This window comes from Pseudarthrobacter sp. GA104 (assembly GCF_009741265.1).
GTDB lineage: Bacteria > Actinomycetota > Actinomycetes > Actinomycetales > Micrococcaceae > Arthrobacter.
In genome coordinates, this window is sequence record NZ_WOWL01000001.1 from 2297785 (window position 1) to 2316162 (window position 18378).

Genomic DNA, 18378 nt, shown 5'->3' on the forward strand with positions numbered 1-18378 from the left:
TTTTGACCCCCGAAAACGACACTTAGCGCTACCTAGTTGGGAAACCCAGACGCAAACCAGAGGAACGAGTTATGAACCAGGCTTTTGTGTACGACGCCGTGCGCACCCCGTTCGGTAAGTTCGGGTCCGGCCTCGCGGCCGTCCGCCCGGATGACCTTGCCGCGCACGTGATCAGGGAGTCCGTGAAGCGGGCCCCGGGGCTTGATCCGGAGCGGATTGATGAGGTGGTGTTCGGCAACGCGAACGGCGCCGGCGAGGAGAACCGGAACATCGCCCGGATGGGCACCCTGCTCGCGGGGCTGCCGGTGTCCATCCCGGGCACCACGGTCAACCGGCTCTGCGGGTCCTCACTCGACGCCGCGATTATCGCCTCCCGCCAGGTCAACGCCGGTGATGCCGACCTGATGCTGGTGGGCGGCGCCGAATCGATGTCCCGGGCGCCGTGGGTGCTGCCCAAGACGGAGAAACCCTACCCGGCCGGAGACATGACCCTGGCCTCCACCACCCTGGGCTGGCGGCTGGTGAACAAGGCCATGCCCAAGGAGTGGACCATCTCCCTCGGCGAGGCCACGGAGCGGCTGCGCGAGAAGTACGGCGTGACCCGTGAAGCGCAGGACGAGTTCGCCGCGAACTCGCACAACCTCTCCGCCGCTGCGTGGGATGAGGGGTTCTACGACAACCTGGTGGCACCGGTTCCGGGCACGGACCTGGTGCGGGATGAGGGCATCCGCCCCGGCTCGTCGGCGGAGAAGCTGGCCGGGTTGAAGACGGTGTTCCGGACCGAGGACGGCACGGTCACCGCGGGGAATGCTTCGCCGTTGTCCGACGGCGCCTCCGCGGCCTGGGTGGGGAGCGAGGCCGCCGCCGGGCTGCTGGGGCTGGACCCTTTGGCCCGGATCGCGGGCCGCGGCGCGCACGCGAACGATCCGCAGTACTTCGGGTACGCCCCGGTGGAGGCGGCGAACAAGGCCCTTGCCAAGGCGGGGATCGGCTGGGACCAAGTGGGCGCCGTCGAACTTAACGAAGCGTTCGCCGCGCAGTCCCTGGCGTGCATCAACGCCTGGGGGATCGACCACAAAATCGTGAACCGGCACGGCGGTGCCATCGCGATGGGCCACCCGCTGGGTGCGTCCGGAACCCGGATCCTGGGCACCCTCGCCCGGAGCCTGCAGGCCTCCGGGGAACGCTGGGGCGTGGCCGCGATCTGCATCGGCGTGGGCCAGGGCCTGGCCGTGGTCCTCGAAAACGTGACCGCTGCCGGAACCAACACTGGAAAGGACCAGTAATGCTGACTTTTGTAGATTCTGTCCGGGAGGCCGTGTCCGGCATCAAGGACGGTTCCACCGTAATGATCGGCGGGTTCGGCAACGCCGGCCAGCCGTTCGAACTTATTGACGCGTTGCTGGACTGCGGCGCCACGGACCTGACCGTGGTCAACAACAACGCCGGCCAGGGCGATCAGGGCCTGGCGCTGCTGATCAAGGAGGGCCGGGTGAAGAAGATGATCTGTTCCTTCCCGCGGCAGTCCGATTCCTGGCACTTTGACGCCAAGTACAAGGCCGGCGAGATCGAACTCGAACTCGTGCCGCAGGGCAACCTGGCCGAGCGGATCCGGGCCGCCGGGGCCGGGATCGGCGGGTTCTTCACCCCCACCGGGTACGGCACGATGCTGGCCGAGGGCAAGGAAACCCGCATCATCGACGGCCGCGGCCAGGTGTTCGAAACACCTATCCACGCCGACGTCGCCCTGATCAAGGCACTGAAGGCCGACGGCAAGGGCAACCTTGTGTACCGCAAGACGGCCCGGAACTTCGGTCCGATCATGGCCGCCGCGGCCAGGCAGACCATCGTCCAGGTCTCCGAGATCGTCCCCGTCGGGGGACTGGACCCGGAAAACGTGGTGACCCCCGGCATTTACGTCAACACTGTGGTCCGCGTGCCCGCGGCCAGTACCGCCTCCCCTGCAGGAAAGGTCGCTTGAGATGAGCACCGCAACAACCCTCCAGACCTCCGCCACACCCCTGGGCCGGGACGACCTCGCCCGGCTCGTGGCCAGGGACATCGCCCCGGGATCGTTCGTGAACCTGGGCATCGGCCAGCCCACCCTGGTATCCAACTACCTCACCGGGGAACAGAACATCACGCTCCACACGGAGAACGGGATGCTCGGCATGGGGCCCGAAGCCAAGGGCGACGAGATCGACGAGGACCTCATCAACGCCGGCAAGATCCCGGTCACCGAACTCCCGGGCGCCTCGTACTTCCACCACGCGGACTCGTTCGCGATCATGCGCGGCGGACACCTGGACATCTGTGTCCTGGGCGCGTTCCAGGTCTCCGCCACCGGTGACCTCGCCAACTGGCACACCGGGGCGCCCGGTGCGATCCCCGCCGTCGGCGGCGCCATGGACCTCGCCACCGGCGCCAAAGACGTGTTCGTGATGATGACCCTGCTGACCCGCGAAGGTGCCTCCAAGATCGTGGAGTCCTGCACCTACCCGCTCACCGGCGTCGGCTGCGTCACCCGCGTCTACACAGATAAAGCCGTCTTCCTCACCGGCCCCGACGGGGTCACCGTCCGCGAAACCTTCGGCTGCACCCTCGAGGAGCTGCAGGAGCTGGTCCCCGTCCCGCTGAGGGCCGCGGCGGCAGCGTAAAGGCCCCTAGGATTGGTTACCATGACCGACGCAGCAGCGGGGGCCCCGCAGGCCAGTGACCAGTATGTCCAGTCCCTGGCCCGCGGGCTCGCGGTGATCCGCGCGTTTGATACGGAGCATCCGGTCATGACCCTCACCGCGGTGGCTGCCCGGACCGGCCTCACCCGCGCCACTGCGCGGCGGTTCCTGCACACCCTGGTGGAGCTGGGCTATGTCAGGACCGACGGCAAGACGTTCGCGCTCACGGCCAAGGTGCTCCAGCTGGGGTACGCGTACCTGTCCGGATTGTCACTGCCGCAGCTGGCCCAGCCGCACCTTGAGGAACTGTCGCTGAAGCTTGGTGAGTCCACCTCCGCCGCCGTGCTGGACGGCACCGACATCGCGTACGTCGCGCGCGTGACGACGCGTCGCATCATGACCATAGGCATCACCGTGGGCACCCGTTTCCCCGCCTATGCCACCTCCATGGGGAGGGTGCTGCTGGCCGCGCTGTCCCCTGCCGACCTCAAGGCGTACCTTTCCGCCGCCGACATCAAGCCGCTGACCCCACGCGCGTTGGGGAGCGTCAAAGAGCTCCTGGCTGTCCTGGACACGGTCCGGGCCCAGGGCTGGTGCCTGCTGGACCAGGAACTCGAACTTGGCCTGATGTCCGTGGCCGCGCCGGTCTACGACGGATCCAAGGTGGTGGCGGCAGTGAACGTGTCCCTGCAGGCCCAGTCCGTGGCTGCCAAGCCGGACCCTGACGCCTACCTTTCATCGGTTGCCGAGGAAATCGTCGCCACCGCAAAGCTGATCTCGGCCGACCTCACGGCCCGGGGCTGACCACGCCCCTTCCGTCCTCAAACTGGAAGAGGCCGACGGCGGGTGCTTCCCGCCGTCGGCCTCTTCCTTTTTGTTGCCCGGCACTTACCGTACGTGGTTGCCCAGCTGCCGCAGCGGGGTTTTGCTCGTTTCGCGGGCCCACAGGGCACCGGCTACCGCGAGGACGGAGGAGCCTGCCACGATCCACGCGGCGGGACCCCAGTTGGCCTTGTCCGCGCCCACCAGGGCCGTGCCCAGCAGCGGGGTGAAGCCGGCGCACAGAATACCGATCTGCAGCCCGATGGCCATGCCGGAATACCGGACCTTGACATTGAAGAGCTCGGAGAACCAAGCAGGGTAGATCGCGTTGGACATGGCGTACGTGCCGGCCGTGATCAGCGTGCTGGTCAGGAAGATCATCGGGATGTTTCCGGTGGAAATCACCGAGAAGTAGACGAAGATCATGGCTCCGGATCCGAGGACGCCGGCGATGAACACCGGACGCCGGCCGAACCGGTCCGAGAAATGGGCCATGAGCGGCTGCGTGCCGATGGCCAGGACGTTTCCGAGGATGCTGACCCAGAGCATGGTTGATGCCGGCACGCCCACGGTGACGGCGTACGCGAGGCCGAAGGACTGCATGAACGTGTTCGTGACGGTTTCGAAGGACATCAGGGCCACCTGGAAGAACTGGGCCGGGTGGGTCTTGAACATCTTGGCGAAAGGGAGCTTCACCAGTTCGCCGTGGTCGTGCTTTTCCTCAAAGACTTCAGGTTCCTCCAGCGAGCGGCGGACCAGGTACGCGACGATCAGCACGATGATGGATCCCCAGAAGGGGATTCGCCAGCCCCAGGCGAGGCGGTCCGCCTCGCTCATGGCGGCCACGGGAAGGAAGGCCAAGGATGCCAGGACGATGCCGGCGGAGATGCCGCTCATGGCGAAGCTGGCGAAGAATCCGCGACGGCCTTCGGGAGCTTCCTCGGTGGAAAGGGCAGATGCGCCGGCGGTTTCCGCTCCTGCTGAGAGTCCTTGCATCAGCCGGAGCAGAACCAGCAGCGCGGGTGCCCAGTAGCCGGCGCTATTGAAGTCCGGCAGGATCCCAATGAGGAAGGTGGCAGCGCCCATGAGCACGAGGGTCAGGACCAGTGTGTTCTTGCGGCCGATTTTGTCGCCCAGATGGCCGAAGACGACAGCACCGAAGGGCCGGGCGACATAGGCGACGCCGAAGGTGGCAAACGACGCGATGAGCGCCACCGTGGGGTCTCCAGTGGGAAAGAAGATCTTGGAGAAGATCAGCGACGCTGCGGTCGCGTAGATAAAGAAGTCGTAATACTCGAGTGCCCCGCCAAGGAACGCGGCCAGGGCCGCTTTCCTGGCGCGCTTGAGCTGCCGTTCGGCCTCGGCAGATGTCTGGGCCTCGGTGCCTGCTGCGATGTTCGTCATTCCGGTGATCCTTCCACGCTGAAGGCGTTGGGTTTATCGTGGATTTGTACGCATATCGAACATATGTGCGCAATGCGTTTTATAAGAGCATACTAGGTGGTGAGGCCGATCACAACGCCTCCGCCCGCAGCCCCTCCCGGCAGCGCGATGACACGGACACGAAAGGCATCACATGGAAGACCCCACGCCACCGGCCCGGTTGTTCCTGATCGGCTCCGCTGCCTCAGAGGCAATGTCGCCCCGGGTATGGAATCCCGTGCTCCGCCGGCTCGGCATCCCCTGGGCGTATGAAGCCTGGGACGTGCCACCGCAGGGCGGCATGGACCGAGTGCGGAACCGTCTGCGGCAACCGGACATCATCGCCGCGAACGTGACCATGCCCCACAAGCACTGGGCAGCTGAAGCCGCCGACGAGGCCACGGAAGAAGTCCGACTAAGCGGTGCCTGCAACATGCTGCTGCGGAAGGGGACTGCGCTGTTCGGCCACAACACCGACGTCACGGCGGTGCGGGCTCTTCTGGGCAGCGGGCCCCAGCGGCATGCCCTTCTGATGGGGGCCGGAGGAGCGGCCAGGGCGGCTTTGATCGCACTCCTGGGGCAGGCCGGCACGGTGACCATTACCGACCGGGATCCCCGTGCCACGGCGGAACTGTCCAGCCTTGCCGGGGAGTTCGGGATGGATGCCCGCAGCGTCGGCTGGGAGCAGGCGCCGGGCCTGGCCGCCGAAGCCTCCCTCATTGTCAACGCCACGCCCATCGGTAAAGGCAGGTCCGACCGGCCCGTATGGGGCGAGGGCCCGCTCGCTGCCGATGCCCTGGTCTACGACTTCGTCTACGCCGGCCACGTCACGGGAACTATTGCCCGCGCCCGTGAACTCGGCGCACGGGTGGTGGACGGCTGGGACCACCTGCGTGAGCAGGCCGTCGCGATGGTTCCCCTCCTGGGCCTGGGCGGGCGGGCCAATTCCCTGCTTGCGGAAACGCTCGAGCAGCTGAGGGACGCCCACTGAAGGATATGATCTAACAGGCCTGGCCCGGGCCACAGGCCCACAGGGCCGAGCCAGGGCGGCCAGGGAGGAGCGCGCAGGTCATGGAAGAGCAGGCAGCCTACTTTGTGAAGTCGGTTGAGAAGGCCTTTGACGTCCTGCTCGCCTTCACGCCGGACCATCCGCGGCTCACCGTCTCCCAGGTTGCAGCCCGCACCGACATGACACGGGCCTCCGCGCGGCGCTTCCTCATGACCCTGGCTGACCTCGGTTACCTCCGCGCCGACGGTCCCGCCTATGAGCTGACCGCCCGCTCGCTGGATGTTGGCAGGTCCTACCTGGCCGGCCTGACGCTCCCCGGTGTGGCTGAGCCCCACCTCAAGAACCTGGCCGCCGACCTGAACGAAACAACGGCTTTGTGCATCCTGGAGGGTGCCGACGTCGTCTACGTTGCCTGCGTGCCGTCGCCTCGGCTGCTGAGCGTCACCATCACCGTGGGCACCCGGTTCCCGGCCTGGGCAACCTCCATGGGCAGGGTCCTCCTTGGCGGACTGCCGGAGCCTGAGTTCCAGCGGTACCTCGAAGCGGTCCAGCTGCACCGCTATACCCACCGTTCGGTCGCCAGCGTGGAGCACCTCCGTGCCGAAGTTGAGGCAGCCCGGGACAGGGGATGGTCCATGGTGTCCGAGGAGCTGGAGGAGGGCCTGCGGGGCGTGGCCGTACCTGTCTGGCGCGGCAACGACATTGTTGCCGCAGCCAACGTGTCGCTGCAGACCCACCGGGCCTCCGCCGCCGAAGTCGAAAAGACCGTCGTCCCCCGACTCATGGAGACGGCTCGGCGGATTGCCCTCGACTTTGGCGGGCCCGGCACGGCGCATGAGTCCCCGCACCCAGGCCCTGGGCGGCCTGACAGGCGAATCGTTACCGCAACGCCCGGCAGGCCACTCCCGCCGCCGCGGCTTGAGCCATAGACTCTAGCCAACTACGTGCAGCAGAGCCGCTCCGCGACGTTCCCGCCGGTCAGCCGGCAGGGCGCCACCCGTGAGGCCCTGCCGCGAGCTACTGCAGCGAGGGGAGTTGGCGTCGGGTGAAACTGGGCATACCGCGGGAACGCCGGGAGGGTGAACGGCGTGTGGCGGCCACACCGGAAACGGTGAAGCAACTGGCGGCGCTCGGCGTCGAGGTACTCCTGGAGGAAGATGCCGGTGCGGCGGCAGGGTATCCGGACCTGGCATACACCCAGGCCGGTGTGCACCTCGTCCGTGAACTCGACCTGGCCCAACTGGATGTCCTGGCCCACGTCCGGCCCCTGGACCCGGAAACCGCCCGCTCCCTGAAAAGGGGAGCCGTTACGGTGGGGCTCGCATCGCCGTCGTCCGAACTCCCAACGGTTGAAGCGCTCGCCGAGGCCGGGGTGACCGCCTTTGCCCTGGAACTGGTGCCCCGCATCTCCCGGGCCCAGTCCATGGACGCCCTCAGCTCCCAGGCCCTGGTGGCCGGCTATCGGTGCGTTCTGGAAGCGGCCATCCGGCTGCCCAGGTTTTTTCCGCTATACATGACCGCCGCCGGGACCGTTCCGCCCGCCCGTGTCCTGGTGCTGGGCGCCGGCGTGGCGGGCCTCCAGGCCATCGGCACCGCAAAACGCCTGGGTGCGCGCGTCTTCGCCAACGACATCCGCCCGGCCTCCGCGGACGAGGTGGCATCCATGGGCGGCACCTTCGTCCGGCTGGACCTGGAAGCAGGCGAGGCGGCGGGGGGTTACGCCCGCCAGCTCAGTTCCGACGCCGGCACCCGGCAGCGCCAGCTGCTCGCCCCGCATGTGGCCCAGGCGGACGTGCTGATTACGACGGCGGCCGTCCCGGGCAGGCGCGCCCCGCTCCTGGTCACCACCGAAATGGTGCAGGGCATGCGGGCCGGATCCGTCGTCGTCGACCTCGCCGCAGAGTCCGGCGGCAACGTCGAAGGCGTGGTACCCGGCCAGGACATCCCGGTGCCCACGGCGGACGGCTCCGGCTTCGTCACGCTGGTGGGCCTGAAGGATGCCCCCTCGGCCATGGCTTCGGATGCTTCCCGCCTCTACGCGAAGAACGTTGCCAACCTGATTGCGCTCATGGTCCGGGACGGCGCCCTGGTCCACGACTTCAAGGACGAAGTGCTGGCGGGCGCCTGCCTGACCCATGACGGGGAAGTGCAGCACCAGCCGACGGCGCAACTCCTGGCGGAGCGGGCCGGCAGCCGGCGGGAAGGGGTGCTCTGATGGACGGGATCAGCCTGCTGACCATCACGGTGCTGGCGGTGTTCGTCGGCTTCGAGGTGGTTTCGAAGGTCTCCAGCACCCTGCACACGCCCCTGATGTCCGGCGCCAACGCCATCCACGGGATCATCCTGGTGGGCGCCATCATTGTGGCCGGCCAGGCAGCGGACCCGTGGGTGCTCGCGGTGGCCCTCCTCGCCGTCGTCCTTGCCACCGCCAACCTGGTGGGCGGTTTCGTGGTGACCGACCGGATGCTGCACATGTTCCACGCAAAGAAACCGGCGGGCACAAAAGGGGCAGCGGGGAAGGTGGACGGCAGATGAGCATCCTCGATCCCGTGTGGACCTCGCTCCTGTACCTCATTGCCGCCGTGTTCTTCATCCTGGCGCTGCGCGGGCTCAGCTCCCCGCGGACGGCCCGCCGCGGCAACCTGGTCGGTGCTGCCGGCGCCCTGATCGCTGTCGTCACGGTGTTCCTGTCCGCCAGGCTGGAGAACATCCCCTGGATCCTGGCGGCCATAGCCGTGGGCTCAGCGGTGGCGGCCCCTGTGGCACGCCGGGTCAAAATGACGCAGATGCCGCAGCTCGTGGCGCTTTTCAACGGCGTGGGCGGCGGGGCGGCGGCGCTGGTGGCGCTCCTGGAACTCAGCCATGCCGGCGACCCCTGGATGCGGCTGGCGATTGTCTTCACGCTCCTGGTGGGCGCCGTGTCCTTCGCGGGCTCGGGGGTCACGTTCGCGAAGCTGCAGGAACTCATGACAACGAGGCCGGTGCTGTTCCCGGGCCTCCCCGTGGTGATGGCCGCGGTGCTGCTCGCCGCCGTCGCGGCCGCGGCCGCCGTCGTTTTCAGCGGTTCCCTCCCGCTCGCGGCGCTGCTGCTGGTCCTCGGCCTGGCGGCGGGCATCCTGCTGGTGCTGCCCGTGGGCGGGGCCGACGTCCCGATCGTCATCTCGCTGCTGAACGCCTTTACGGGCCTGGCCGTGGCGGCGTCCGGCGTGGTGCTGGGGAACGTGCTCCTGGTGGTGGCCGGCACGCTGGTGGGCGCCTCGGGCACCATCCTTACCCGGGCCATGGCGGCTGCCATGGGACGGAGCGTGGCCGGCATCCTGTTCGGTGCCTTCCGGGGAGGTTCGACGGCGGGATCCACCGCCGTGAGCGAGCGTCCGGTGCGGTCCTCCAGCGCGGAGGACGTGGCGGTGCTCCTGGGCTACGCGCAGCGGGTGATCATTGTTCCGGGCTATGGCCTGGCGGTGGCGCAGGGCCAGCACACGGCCGCCGAACTGGCGCTGGCCCTTGAAGGGCGGGGCATCGAGGTGGACTTCGCCATCCATCCCGTGGCAGGCCGGATGCCCGGTCACATGAACGTGCTCCTGGCCGAGGCGAACGTGCCGTACGAGTCGCTGAAGGAAATGGGCGAGATCAACCCGCAGTTCAAAACCGCGGATGTTGCCCTGGTGGTGGGAGCGAACGACGTCGTGAACCCCGCGGCCAAGACGTCCCAGGGCTCGCCCATCTACGGCATGCCCATCCTGGAAGTGGCCGACGCCCGGCAGGTGATCTTCCTCAAGCGGTCCATGCGGCCGGGTTTCGCCGGGATCGAGAATGACCTCCTCTACGAGCCCCAGACCTCCCTGCTGTTCGGCGACGCAAAGGATTCACTGGCGCAGGTGCTCGGGGCGGTCAAGGCGCTGTAGCTTCCTGCCTGCTGCCTGCCCGCTTCGAACCCCTCGCGGGGCAGGCTAGTCTTCTTTCAGAAGTAGCCTTTCCATTCGCCACCAAAGGACGCCATGACTGCCAACAGCTCCACTTCACTCCAGCGCGCTGCAATCATCGTCAATCCAGCCAAGCCCGTGGACATCGACGTGCGCGGCCTGGTGGCCAAGCACTGTGTGGAAAACGGCTGGGGCGAGCCGCTGTGGTTCGAAACCACCAAGGAGGATCCCGGCGTCGGGCAGGCCAAGGACGCACTTGCCCAGGGCGCGGACATTGTCATCGCGGCAGGCGGCGACGGAACCGTGCGGTGCGTCGCCGAGGTCCTCTCCGGGGGCGACGTCCCGATGGGCCTGCTCCCGCTCGGCACGGGGAACCTCCTGGCCCGCAACCTGGGAATGGACGTCACGGACTACGACGGCGCCATGGCCGGTGCCCTGATCGGAACCGAGCGGAAGATCGACGTCGTCCGCGCCCGCCGGAGCGATCCGGACAAGGAGCAGCTGTTCCTGGTCATGGCCGGGGTGGGATACGACGCCACCATCATGGCCGACACCAACGAGGACCTGAAGGACAAGGTGGGCTGGCTGGCCTACGTGGACGCCGGCATCCGCAACCTCCCGGGCAAACCGGTGAAGGCCACCATCGTGATTGACGGCAAGACTGCCGTGCACCGCGGGGTCCGCAGCGTCATGGTGGGCAACTGCGGCAAGGTCCAGGGCGGCCTGGAGATCTTCCCGGAAGCCAAGATGGACGATGGCCTGCTGGACGTTGCCGTGCTGGCCCCGCACCACGGAAAGCTGGGCTGGCTGTCCGTGGTTGCGGGGATGATCGGCAAGGGCCGGGGCAAGGACACCGCGGTGGAGTACTACCAGGGCAAGACCGTTGAGATCACCCTGGAGCACAACGACGACTACCAGCTGGACGGCGACCACGAAGGCCAGGGCAAGCACGTCCTGATGACCATGGACCCGTCGGCTTTGACCGTCCGGATGTAGCCGTCGCTAGGCCAGGAGTTTCCCCCACCGCGGATCAAGCAGCGGTGCGCCGGCGAGCCTGAGGGCGTGCCAGAGGGTCACTGCCACGGAATCCAGCACGGGCACGCCGGTGCCTTCCTCGATCCCGGCCGTGATGTTGGCACCGTAGAGGTTGGTGCACAGGTAGACAAGGGCGTCCGGCGCGGTCGAAGCGAGTTCCAGGGAACCGGGCCGCATTTCGTCATCGGTTACCCGGGCGAAGGACTCATTGTCGCTCAGGCCCAGGGCGCGGTGGTCCACCGTCTTGATGCCTTCCCGCTCGTAGGAGGCGATCACCTGGTGGTTCACGTCCTCCGTATAGGGCGTGAACAGCGCTATCCGTTCCGTACCGAAGCTCCGGAAGGCCTCGAGGTAGGCCAGGGTGGACGTGGTGGCAGGGAGGCCGGTGGCGTCGGTGATTTCGTGCACGAGTTCCTGGTCGTGGGCCGAGCCCAGCCAGGAGCCGGAGGTGCCGTTCCACGCGATAACGTCCACGTCCGCCGTCGCCAGCAGCCTGGCAGACTCCCGCATCACGGCGGGATCAAACTGCCGGTCCGAGGAGTCGTCCAGTGCGATCCTGGTGACGGGGATGCGCGTGAAATGGACGGTGACGTCAGTCCGGTCACCGAGGATACGGTAGGTCTGCGGTTCCAGGCAGGTGTTGGAGGACGGCACGATCATGCCGATCCTGTGCGGGCGCGTGGTTGAAGGCATGGGGGGCTCCTAGAGGGCTGCGGCGGCAACGCCGGCGGGGATGGCGGGCTGGTGGTGGCGGAAGCCGTTGCGGGCGACGAAGCGTCCGGCAGCGCCGGGATCATGGAATCCATCGGAATCCAGCACCACGCGGCCGTGGGACACAACGACGGCGGGCCAGCCGGTCAGTGCCATCCCGTGGAAGGGGGAGAAGTCCGTCCCCATGTGCAGGGCGCCGCCGTCGACGGAACGCTCCTCGGCCGGGTCGAAAACCACCAGGTCGGCGTCAAACCCTTCCTCGATGCGGCCCTTGCCGGGAACGGCGTTAATCCGGGCAGGACCGGCGGAAAATACCTCCACGAAGTCCTCCACGCTGGCGCCGGCGGAGGTCATGGCGGTGAAGGTGACAGGCATGCGCGTCTCCACGCCCGGCAGGCCGTGCGGCATGGCCCGGACGTCGTCGGTGCGCTCGCGTTTCTGGGACAGGTCGTAGCAGGAGTGGTCCGAGGACATGGCGTGGATCGCTCCTGAGTTCAGCCGTTCCTTCAGCGCGGCCACCGTTTCGGCATCGCGCATGGGCGGGCAGCAGGCATACCACTCCGGAAACCTTGAGGCGTATACGGAGTCATCGAGGGTGACGTAGTGGGGGCAGGTTTCGGAGAAGGCCGCCAGTCCGCGTGCGCGTGCTTCGGTTACCAGGTCCACCGCCCCCGGCGTTGACTGGTGGACAAAGTACACGGGAGCGGAGGTGTATTCCGCCATGGCGAGCGTTTCCTTGACAGACACTTCCTCGGCAAGTCCGGGCCGGGTCCGATGCAGGTGCCCTATGCCGATCCTGCCGTCCTGTGCGTGTTGTTCCGTGCAGTCGCTGATGATCGGATCATGTTCGGCATGGATATACGTGAGTCCGTCCAACCGGACCATCTCACGCATGACCTTGAGGATAGTGTCCCCGTCCGCCATAGTGGTGCCGCGGTTCGTGGTGTACATCTTCACGGAGCGCACACCCTCCGCGGCGAGCTGTTCGAGCTGCCACGGCACGGTTTCATCCCAGGTGATGACAGCGCCGTGGAGGGCGACGTCGCACCGGGACTCGGTGGCCAGCTCCTTCTTGTGAAGCACGGCTGCGAGCGGCGTTTCCTGGGCGTCCCGGGGAATTCCGAAGTCGATGATGGTGGTGGTGCCGCCCCAGAGGGCCGCGGTGGACGTGGTGCGGTAGTCGTCCAGGGTGCGGAAGCGCCCGGTCACCTGGGCCACGTGGCAGTGTCCGTCCACGCCCCCGGGGATGACCAGCATCCCGGTGGCGTCGATGGTCCGCACGGCCCCGGGCGCGGGTTCAGTGGCGTCGAGGAGTTGCGTGACCACACCGTCCCGGACAACGATATGGGCGATCCGGCGTCCGAAACTGTTGACGACGGTGGCGTTGGTAATGACAAGGTCTGGCTGGGGGACATCGGTGTCCTTCTTCTGATGAAAGCGGTCTAAGTGGCTGGTACCGCCGGAGCGGCGCTGTTCCGGGCTGCGGAGAGGGCGGCGTCGAGGTTTTCACTGAGCCCCTTGCTGTCCTTTGGCGGTGGCGGGGCGAAGGCGCCTGCGCGGTGCGGACCGGACTGGAGCCCCACCACGGCCTCCGCCATCCGGATTCCGGCGGAAATGCCGTCAACAACAGGCACGGGAATCTCCCCCTCGAGTTCCCGGGCCAGTCCTGCGAGGGGAGCCCCGGCCAGGATAACGACGTCGGCTCCGTCCTCCGCGATGGCCTGCCGGCTCAGTGCCAGGAGGGTCTCCTTGAAGTCCTGTTGGACTGAGCCGATGCTGTTGAGTGTTTCGTTGATGGATCGGATGGAAGCGAGCCTTCCGAGGAGGCCGAACCGTTCCACGCAGTCGCGGTACCAGGGCTTGATCCGGTCCGAGATGGCAATGATGGAAAACCGGTGCCCCTGCAGGGCGGCGGCGCAGAGCGCGGCTTCGGTGATGCCGATGACCGGCACGTTGGCCAGTTCCTTGAGGCCAGGCATGCCGGGATCGCCGAACGCAGCCACCACCACTCCGTCTACGGGATCGGCGCCGGGCCGGGTATGTTCGGCGATGATTTCGGCGACGGCGCCGGCGGCGATGAGGGATTCGAAGCGGGTCTCAATATATTCCACGCCGTGGCCGGCGGTACGGACCACCAGTTCGGTGCCCGGTGCAGCAGACCGCAGGGCTTCGGATTCGATCAGGGCAGTGACATCGTCGCTGATGTTGGGGTTGATGACGAGGAGTCTCATTTTTTCTTCCGGTGAAGTTGGGGTTCTGTTTTCTGGAAGTCCTCCGGGAACTGCTCGCGGTACTTGCCGATGTGTGAGGCGGACTGGGCCGCGGCCGTGTCCGGGTCTCCGCTGGCGATCGCGGCATACAGGGCGCGGTGTTCCTGGATGAGTTCGGGCAGGTCGCTGACGTGCCGGAACAGCCAGTGCATGCGCCCCTGGAGCGGTTCAAGCGCGGACTTGAGGAAGTTGTTGTCCGCAATGCGGGTGATGGCGTCGTGGAATTCGCTGTTGGCACGGTGGGCTTCGCGGACGGCGCCCTTCGCGAGGAAACCCTCGGCGTCGTCGAGCAGGCCCTTCAAATATGCCAGGTCCTCCTGGGTTGCCCGCACGGCGGCAAGCCGGCATGCCAGCACTTCAAGGGACTGCCGGACGTCAAAGAGGTCCTCTACGTCCTTGGGGCTCAGGGTGCTGACTTCTGCGCCCCGTGCACCGCGGTCGCTGATGAGGCCCTCCTGGCGGAGCATGCGGAGTGCTTCCCGCACGGGCAGCCTGGAGACGGCGAATTCCGCCGCCAGGTCCCGTTCCACCAGCCGCGTGCCGGGAGCGTAGTGTCCTTCGAAAATCCGGGTGCGGAGGGTATCCCGGACGGCCTCGCGCAGCGGGCGTTCCTTGTCCTGGGTATCTTCTGCGGTAAGCATGGTGCTCCATTCGGATTCTTCGTGTGGCGTTTGCTCCCGGCAGCGGGGGCGTGGATGGAATGTTGCCTTGGATGGCTAGCTTAGACAGGAAGCCGCTTGTTGTAGTTCAGGGTCAGGACGGAGGCGCCCATCACGATCGCGGAGCCTACGAAGTAGAGCAGTGCCCAGGTGTAGGAACCGGTGGCCCCGACGATCAGGCCTACGGCGATGGGAGTGACGAAGCCGGAGATGTTGCCGCTGAAGTTCATGGCACCGCCCAGCACGCCGGCATTGGTACGCCCGCCCAGGATGGAGGGGATGCTCCAGAAGAGGCCCACCCACCGGAGGAAGAACATCACCATCGACAGCAGCACTACAGCGGCTGTGGAATCCGGGACCACCGTGACACCGATGAGGCCGCCGATAACCACGGCGCTGGAGATGCCCAGCAGGGTGCGCATCACACGGTTGGCTGAGGCGCCGGAGGCACGCCACTTGTCGGCGATGGTGCCGCCAATGATTTCGCCCACGAACCCTGCTCCGAAGATCACGAAAGTGGACCAGCCGATGGTCTTGAGGTCAAACCCCTTGGCCTGGGCGAGGTAGAGCGGTCCCCAGGTCAGCAGGCCGTAGAACACGCCGTTGAAGCCCAGCCAGCCGAAGCACATGGCCCAGAAGGAACGGAACCGCAGGTAGGGGAGCAGGGCGCGCTTGCCCTGGCTGCCGTCCAGCTTTGCCTCGGCGTCCTCTGCAGCGTGGGAAGCCTCGATGTACGCCGCTTCTGCCTCGTTGACGCCGCGGTGGTCACGGGGGTTGTCGCGGACGTACCACCAGACGGCGAGGCCCATGAGGACAGTTGCAGCACCGGCGATGACGAAGGCCATGCGCCAGCTGCCCGTTGACGCGATCAGCCCCGCGATGATGATGCCGCCGAGGCCGGCGCCCAGGGGTGCGCCCGCGTCGAGGATGGTTGCGCCGCGGCCACGCTCGGATTTGTGCATCCAGATGGCGTTCAGTTTGCCGCCGGCAGGCATGACCCCGGCCTCGGTGACCCCGATGCCCATGCGGGCAATGAACATGCTGAGGAAACCGCCGGCCATGCCGGAGGCAGCAGTGGCCGCACCCCAGCCGACGCAGGACGCCGTCATGACCTTGCGGGGTCCGAATTTGTCGATGAGCCAGCCAACGGGAATCTGCATCAGGGCGTATGTCCAGAAGAAGGCGGAAAGCAGGAGGCCCACGAGCTCCGGGGCAAGGTTGAATTCTTTCTGGATGATCGGGAGCGCAACGGAAATGGAACCGCGGTCGATGTAGTTGACTGCGACCAGGACCAGCAGCAGCAGGAAGAGCTTCCAGCGGACAGCGGTGCGTCGTTGCACCCCGTCCTTCTGTGGTTCACCTGCGGTGGCGGAATCCAGGCTGCCGTCAGCGGCGGCTGTTTCAGTATTCGGGAAAGACACGGCTTCTCCTTCACGGGGAAGTTTGCGGATAGGGGAGGAACGAACGGGCGGGCGCGGCCGGCATTCGAGGGGCCCGGCCTGCGGGTGGAGGACAAACGAGAGAGTGGGCGATCCGGAGCGCATACCTGCTCTTTGCCATTTTTGGGATCCCAATTTGGGATCCCAAAATCAAAGGTAGAAGTGACCGGGACCACTGTCAAGGCTTTTTTCCGTGCGGGACCGTTGCAGCTCGAAAAACCGCTTTGTGACTGCCGCGAACCCCAACTGAGTAGCGCTAAGTGTCGTTTTGGAGGGTCATAACGACACTTAGCGCTACCTAGTTGGGGAGGCCCGGGGCCGGACGGTGGGCCAGGATTTCGGCCAGCTCGGCAAGCCGGTGGGCGCGGGCCGATTCCGCCGGGGTGAACGGCTCCCCGGGACGCACAAAGGTGATGGGGCCGTGCCAGGCCGTGGGAATCTTGAGCCGCGTTCCGGCGTCGTGCCTTTCCAGGCGCGCCTCGGCCGGGGAAAGAATCCGTGCCCGCAGCAGTTCGGCCACGGCAAGCGGCAGTTCATCCGGCGCGTCGGCGATCCGCGCCGCGAGGCTGAGCGCCTTCGTCTGGCCGTCCGCCATGGCCAGGGCTGTGGTGGGCCAGGCGCGGGACCGGGTGCCGCCGGCCTGCTGCAGCGCCTCGAGCAGCTGGTGTTCGTCCACATCACCGGGCGTCGACAGGACGAACTCGTCCAGCACGCCGCCGGCCACGGGGTGCACGTGGATGCTCAGGATGTTCGTGTCCAGGCGGGCCAGGGCCTTGGTCACCTTCTGCAGCGATCCCGGCTCGTCCCGCAGGACGGTGCGGGCCCGCCACAACGCCGGCGCCACAGCCAGCCGCCGCCGCTGCCGCAGGGCCGGAGCATGCAGCCAGCCGCGGAGCACCCGCGCCGCGGAGGGTTCCGCCACCCAGATGACCAGGACGGTGGCGGTGACGGTCAACACGAGGACCTTGGCCAGGTAGGGGAGCTCGGTGCCCACCACCAGGGCGTGGACCAGGAGTTCGATCGGAAGCATCACGGCCACGTTGGCCAAGGTCAGGCGCGTCCGGGTGGGTTCCGGCATTAGGCCGCAGACCTCGCAGCTCAGTTCAGCCTCGGGAGTGGTCCTTGCGCTGGGCTTCATGGTCCAAGGATTGCGCGGCGCTGTTTCGCGGGTGTTGCCCGGCTGTTCCGATCTCGCGACGCGCGCCGGGCGTAGGATTCTGGAGGAACGTCAGCGCAGCCGCCCCGTCAAACCGGAAACCGGGCCTCCCAGGCACCCTGTCCCGCAGGAAAGGCGCTATTCCACGTGAAGCTGCTCGCTGAAATGTTCAGCATCGCTCCCGGCAACAAGGACCACCACCCGGCCCTGAGGTGCGCGGTGGGCGTCTTCGTTCCGCTCTTCTCCCTGGTGCTGCTGGGCCGGCTGGACCTGGCCATCTTCGCGTCCTTCGGTGCCTTCACCGGGATTTACGGCCGCGGCGAACCCCACGGCACCCGTTTTGCCCTGCAGCTGCGGGCGGGGTCGCTCATGCTGCTGGTTATCCTCCTCGCAGCGCTCGCCGCCCGCGCGGGTGCGGCCTGGGGACTGGATGACGCCGGTGCCACCTGGCTCCTGGTCCTGGCCACCACGCTGGTGGCAGGCGGCTGTTCGGTGGCCATTTCCTGGTTTCGGCTGCGGCCTGCGGGGTCCCTCTTCCACATCTTCGCCTTCGCTGCCATCGCCTCGATCCCCAACCAGCCGCCGCTGTGGGAGGGCATGCTGGTTGCTGCCGCCACCACGGCCTTTTCCCTGCTGGTGGGCTTCTCCTCACGGGTGCTGCCCAGCCACCGCACGGCATGGGTCCGGCCGCGGCCCATCCGCCGCACCCCGGAAGAAAAGCGCGCCGCCTGGCTTGAGGGCCTCGGTTACCTGGTGGCTGCCGGGCTGGCCGGTGCGCTGGCCACCTGGGCCGGCAACAGCCTCGGGTTCGGCCACAACTACTGGGCCATGGTGGCGGCCGTCGTTCCGCTGGTGGGCCACACCACGCGGCACCGTGTCCGCCGCGGCGTGCAGAGGATCATCGGCACCGTGCTCGGGCTGGTGGTGATGGCGGGGATCCTGGTGCTGGGGCTTCAGCCGTGGCAGACCGTGCTGGTCATGGCGCTGTGCCAGTTCGGCGCCGAAATGTTCATCATCCGCCAGTACCTGCTGGCCCAGGTATTCGTCACGCCGCTGGCATTGGTGTCCACCCTCCTGGTGGTCCCGTCCTCGCCCGGGATCCTCCTCCGCGACCGCATTATCGAGACGGTCATCGGAGCCGTCGTCGGCATTGCCGTGGTGCTTGCCCCCGGAGCCGGGCGCCGCTTCCGGAAACGGACGACGACGGCGCCTGCCAGGGGTGCGCCGCCCGCCTGAGATTCCGCCTGGGTAGGCTTG

18 protein-coding genes are annotated in these 18378 nt (G+C 67.2%); 11 read left to right on the top strand and 7 right to left on the bottom strand.

Annotated elements, in window-relative coordinates; all coding sequences use genetic code 11:
- Nucleotides 1–71 precede the first annotated feature (71 nt).
- From GK109_RS10465 to GK109_RS10480, 4 genes are read left to right on the top strand one after another with little or no spacing between them, the layout of a single operon-like run.
- Entirely contained in the window at nucleotides 72–1286 is a 1215-nt protein-coding gene (locus tag GK109_RS10465; RefSeq protein ID WP_157240259.1) for a thiolase family protein, read from the top strand.
- Nucleotides 1286–1981 (top strand): 3-oxoacid CoA-transferase subunit A, encoded by a 696-nt coding sequence (locus tag GK109_RS10470; protein WP_157240261.1) that lies wholly within the window; start codon nucleotides 1286–1288, stop codon nucleotides 1979–1981. The genes GK109_RS10465 and GK109_RS10470 overlap by 1 nt, the downstream gene beginning before the upstream one ends.
- 1 nt (nucleotide 1982) lies before the next feature.
- On the top strand, nucleotides 1983–2657 hold the full coding sequence (locus tag GK109_RS10475; RefSeq protein WP_157240262.1) for a 3-oxoacid CoA-transferase subunit B: 675 nt from the start codon (nucleotides 1983–1985) through the stop codon (nucleotides 2655–2657).
- A gap of 21 nt (nucleotides 2658–2678) precedes the next feature.
- Entirely contained in the window at nucleotides 2679–3479 is an 801-nt protein-coding gene (locus tag GK109_RS10480) for an IclR family transcriptional regulator C-terminal domain-containing protein (RefSeq protein ID WP_157240264.1), read from the top strand.
- Between the two features lie 84 nt (nucleotides 3480–3563).
- Here the strand turns inward: GK109_RS10480 and GK109_RS10485 are convergent, their stop codons facing one another.
- The gene (locus tag GK109_RS10485) at nucleotides 3564–4901 is read right to left on the bottom strand and encodes an MFS transporter (protein ID WP_157240266.1); all 1338 of its coding nucleotides are present in this window, start codon (nucleotides 4899–4901) and stop codon (nucleotides 3564–3566) included.
- Nucleotides 4902–5073: 172 nt separating this feature from the next.
- Between GK109_RS10485 and GK109_RS10490 the strand changes: the two genes are divergently transcribed.
- From GK109_RS10490 to GK109_RS10515, 6 genes are all read left to right on the top strand, one after another.
- A complete protein-coding gene (locus tag GK109_RS10490) occupies nucleotides 5074–5910 on the top strand; it encodes a shikimate dehydrogenase (RefSeq protein WP_157240268.1) in 837 nt (278 codons plus the stop codon).
- A gap of 80 nt (nucleotides 5911–5990) precedes the next feature.
- Nucleotides 5991–6857 (top strand): IclR family transcriptional regulator C-terminal domain-containing protein, encoded by an 867-nt coding sequence (locus GK109_RS10495; protein WP_157240270.1) that lies wholly within the window; start codon nucleotides 5991–5993, stop codon nucleotides 6855–6857.
- A 116-nt stretch (nucleotides 6858–6973) separates the two neighbouring features.
- Nucleotides 6974–8143 carry a Re/Si-specific NAD(P)(+) transhydrogenase subunit alpha gene (locus GK109_RS10500; protein WP_321214781.1) on the top strand — a complete coding sequence of 390 codons (1170 nt, stop codon included), beginning with the start codon at nucleotides 6974–6976 and terminating at the stop codon, nucleotides 8141–8143.
- Nucleotides 8143–8463, top strand: a complete 321-nt coding sequence (locus GK109_RS10505; RefSeq protein ID WP_157240271.1) for an NAD(P) transhydrogenase subunit alpha — start codon at nucleotides 8143–8145, stop codon at nucleotides 8461–8463. The genes GK109_RS10500 and GK109_RS10505 overlap by 1 nt, the downstream gene beginning before the upstream one ends.
- A complete protein-coding gene (locus GK109_RS10510) occupies nucleotides 8460–9833 on the top strand; it encodes an NAD(P)(+) transhydrogenase (Re/Si-specific) subunit beta (RefSeq protein ID WP_157240273.1) in 1374 nt (457 codons plus the stop codon). Before GK109_RS10505 ends, GK109_RS10510 begins: the two co-directional genes overlap by 4 nt.
- 93 nt (nucleotides 9834–9926) lie before the next feature.
- Nucleotides 9927–10847: a diacylglycerol kinase family protein gene (locus GK109_RS10515; RefSeq protein ID WP_157240275.1), complete on the top strand. Its 921-nt coding sequence runs from the start codon at nucleotides 9927–9929 to the stop codon at nucleotides 10845–10847.
- Between the two features lie 6 nt (nucleotides 10848–10853).
- Here the strand turns inward: GK109_RS10515 and GK109_RS10520 are convergent, their stop codons facing one another.
- The 6 genes from GK109_RS10520 to GK109_RS10545 form a co-directional block, all read right to left on the bottom strand.
- The gene (locus GK109_RS10520; RefSeq protein ID WP_157240277.1) at nucleotides 10854–11579 is read right to left on the bottom strand and encodes an aspartate/glutamate racemase family protein; all 726 of its coding nucleotides are present in this window, start codon (nucleotides 11577–11579) and stop codon (nucleotides 10854–10856) included.
- 9 nt (nucleotides 11580–11588) lie between these two features.
- On the bottom strand, nucleotides 11589–12923 hold the full coding sequence (locus tag GK109_RS10525; RefSeq protein WP_370460529.1) for an amidohydrolase family protein: 1335 nt from the start codon (nucleotides 12921–12923) through the stop codon (nucleotides 11589–11591).
- A 116-nt stretch (nucleotides 12924–13039) separates the two neighbouring features.
- Nucleotides 13040–13828 carry an aspartate/glutamate racemase family protein gene (locus GK109_RS10530; protein WP_157240279.1) on the bottom strand — a complete coding sequence of 263 codons (789 nt, stop codon included), beginning with the start codon at nucleotides 13826–13828 and terminating at the stop codon, nucleotides 13040–13042.
- A complete protein-coding gene (locus GK109_RS10535) occupies nucleotides 13825–14508 on the bottom strand; it encodes a GntR family transcriptional regulator (RefSeq protein ID WP_157240280.1) in 684 nt (227 codons plus the stop codon). Before GK109_RS10535 ends, GK109_RS10530 begins: the two co-directional genes overlap by 4 nt.
- A gap of 80 nt (nucleotides 14509–14588) precedes the next feature.
- Nucleotides 14589–15947, bottom strand: coding sequence for an MFS transporter (locus tag GK109_RS10540; RefSeq protein WP_370460530.1), 1359 nt, complete (start codon nucleotides 15945–15947; stop codon nucleotides 14589–14591).
- A 316-nt stretch (nucleotides 15948–16263) separates the two neighbouring features.
- Nucleotides 16264–17103 carry an ACT domain-containing protein gene (locus GK109_RS10545; RefSeq protein ID WP_157240282.1) on the bottom strand — a complete coding sequence of 280 codons (840 nt, stop codon included), beginning with the start codon at nucleotides 17101–17103 and terminating at the stop codon, nucleotides 16264–16266.
- A 165-nt stretch (nucleotides 17104–17268) separates the two neighbouring features.
- On the opposite strand from GK109_RS10545, the gene GK109_RS10550 reads away from it, so the two are divergent.
- A complete protein-coding gene (locus GK109_RS10550) occupies nucleotides 17269–18357 on the top strand; it encodes an FUSC family protein (RefSeq protein WP_370460531.1) in 1089 nt (362 codons plus the stop codon).
- The last annotated feature ends 21 nt before the right edge of the window (nucleotides 18358–18378 follow it).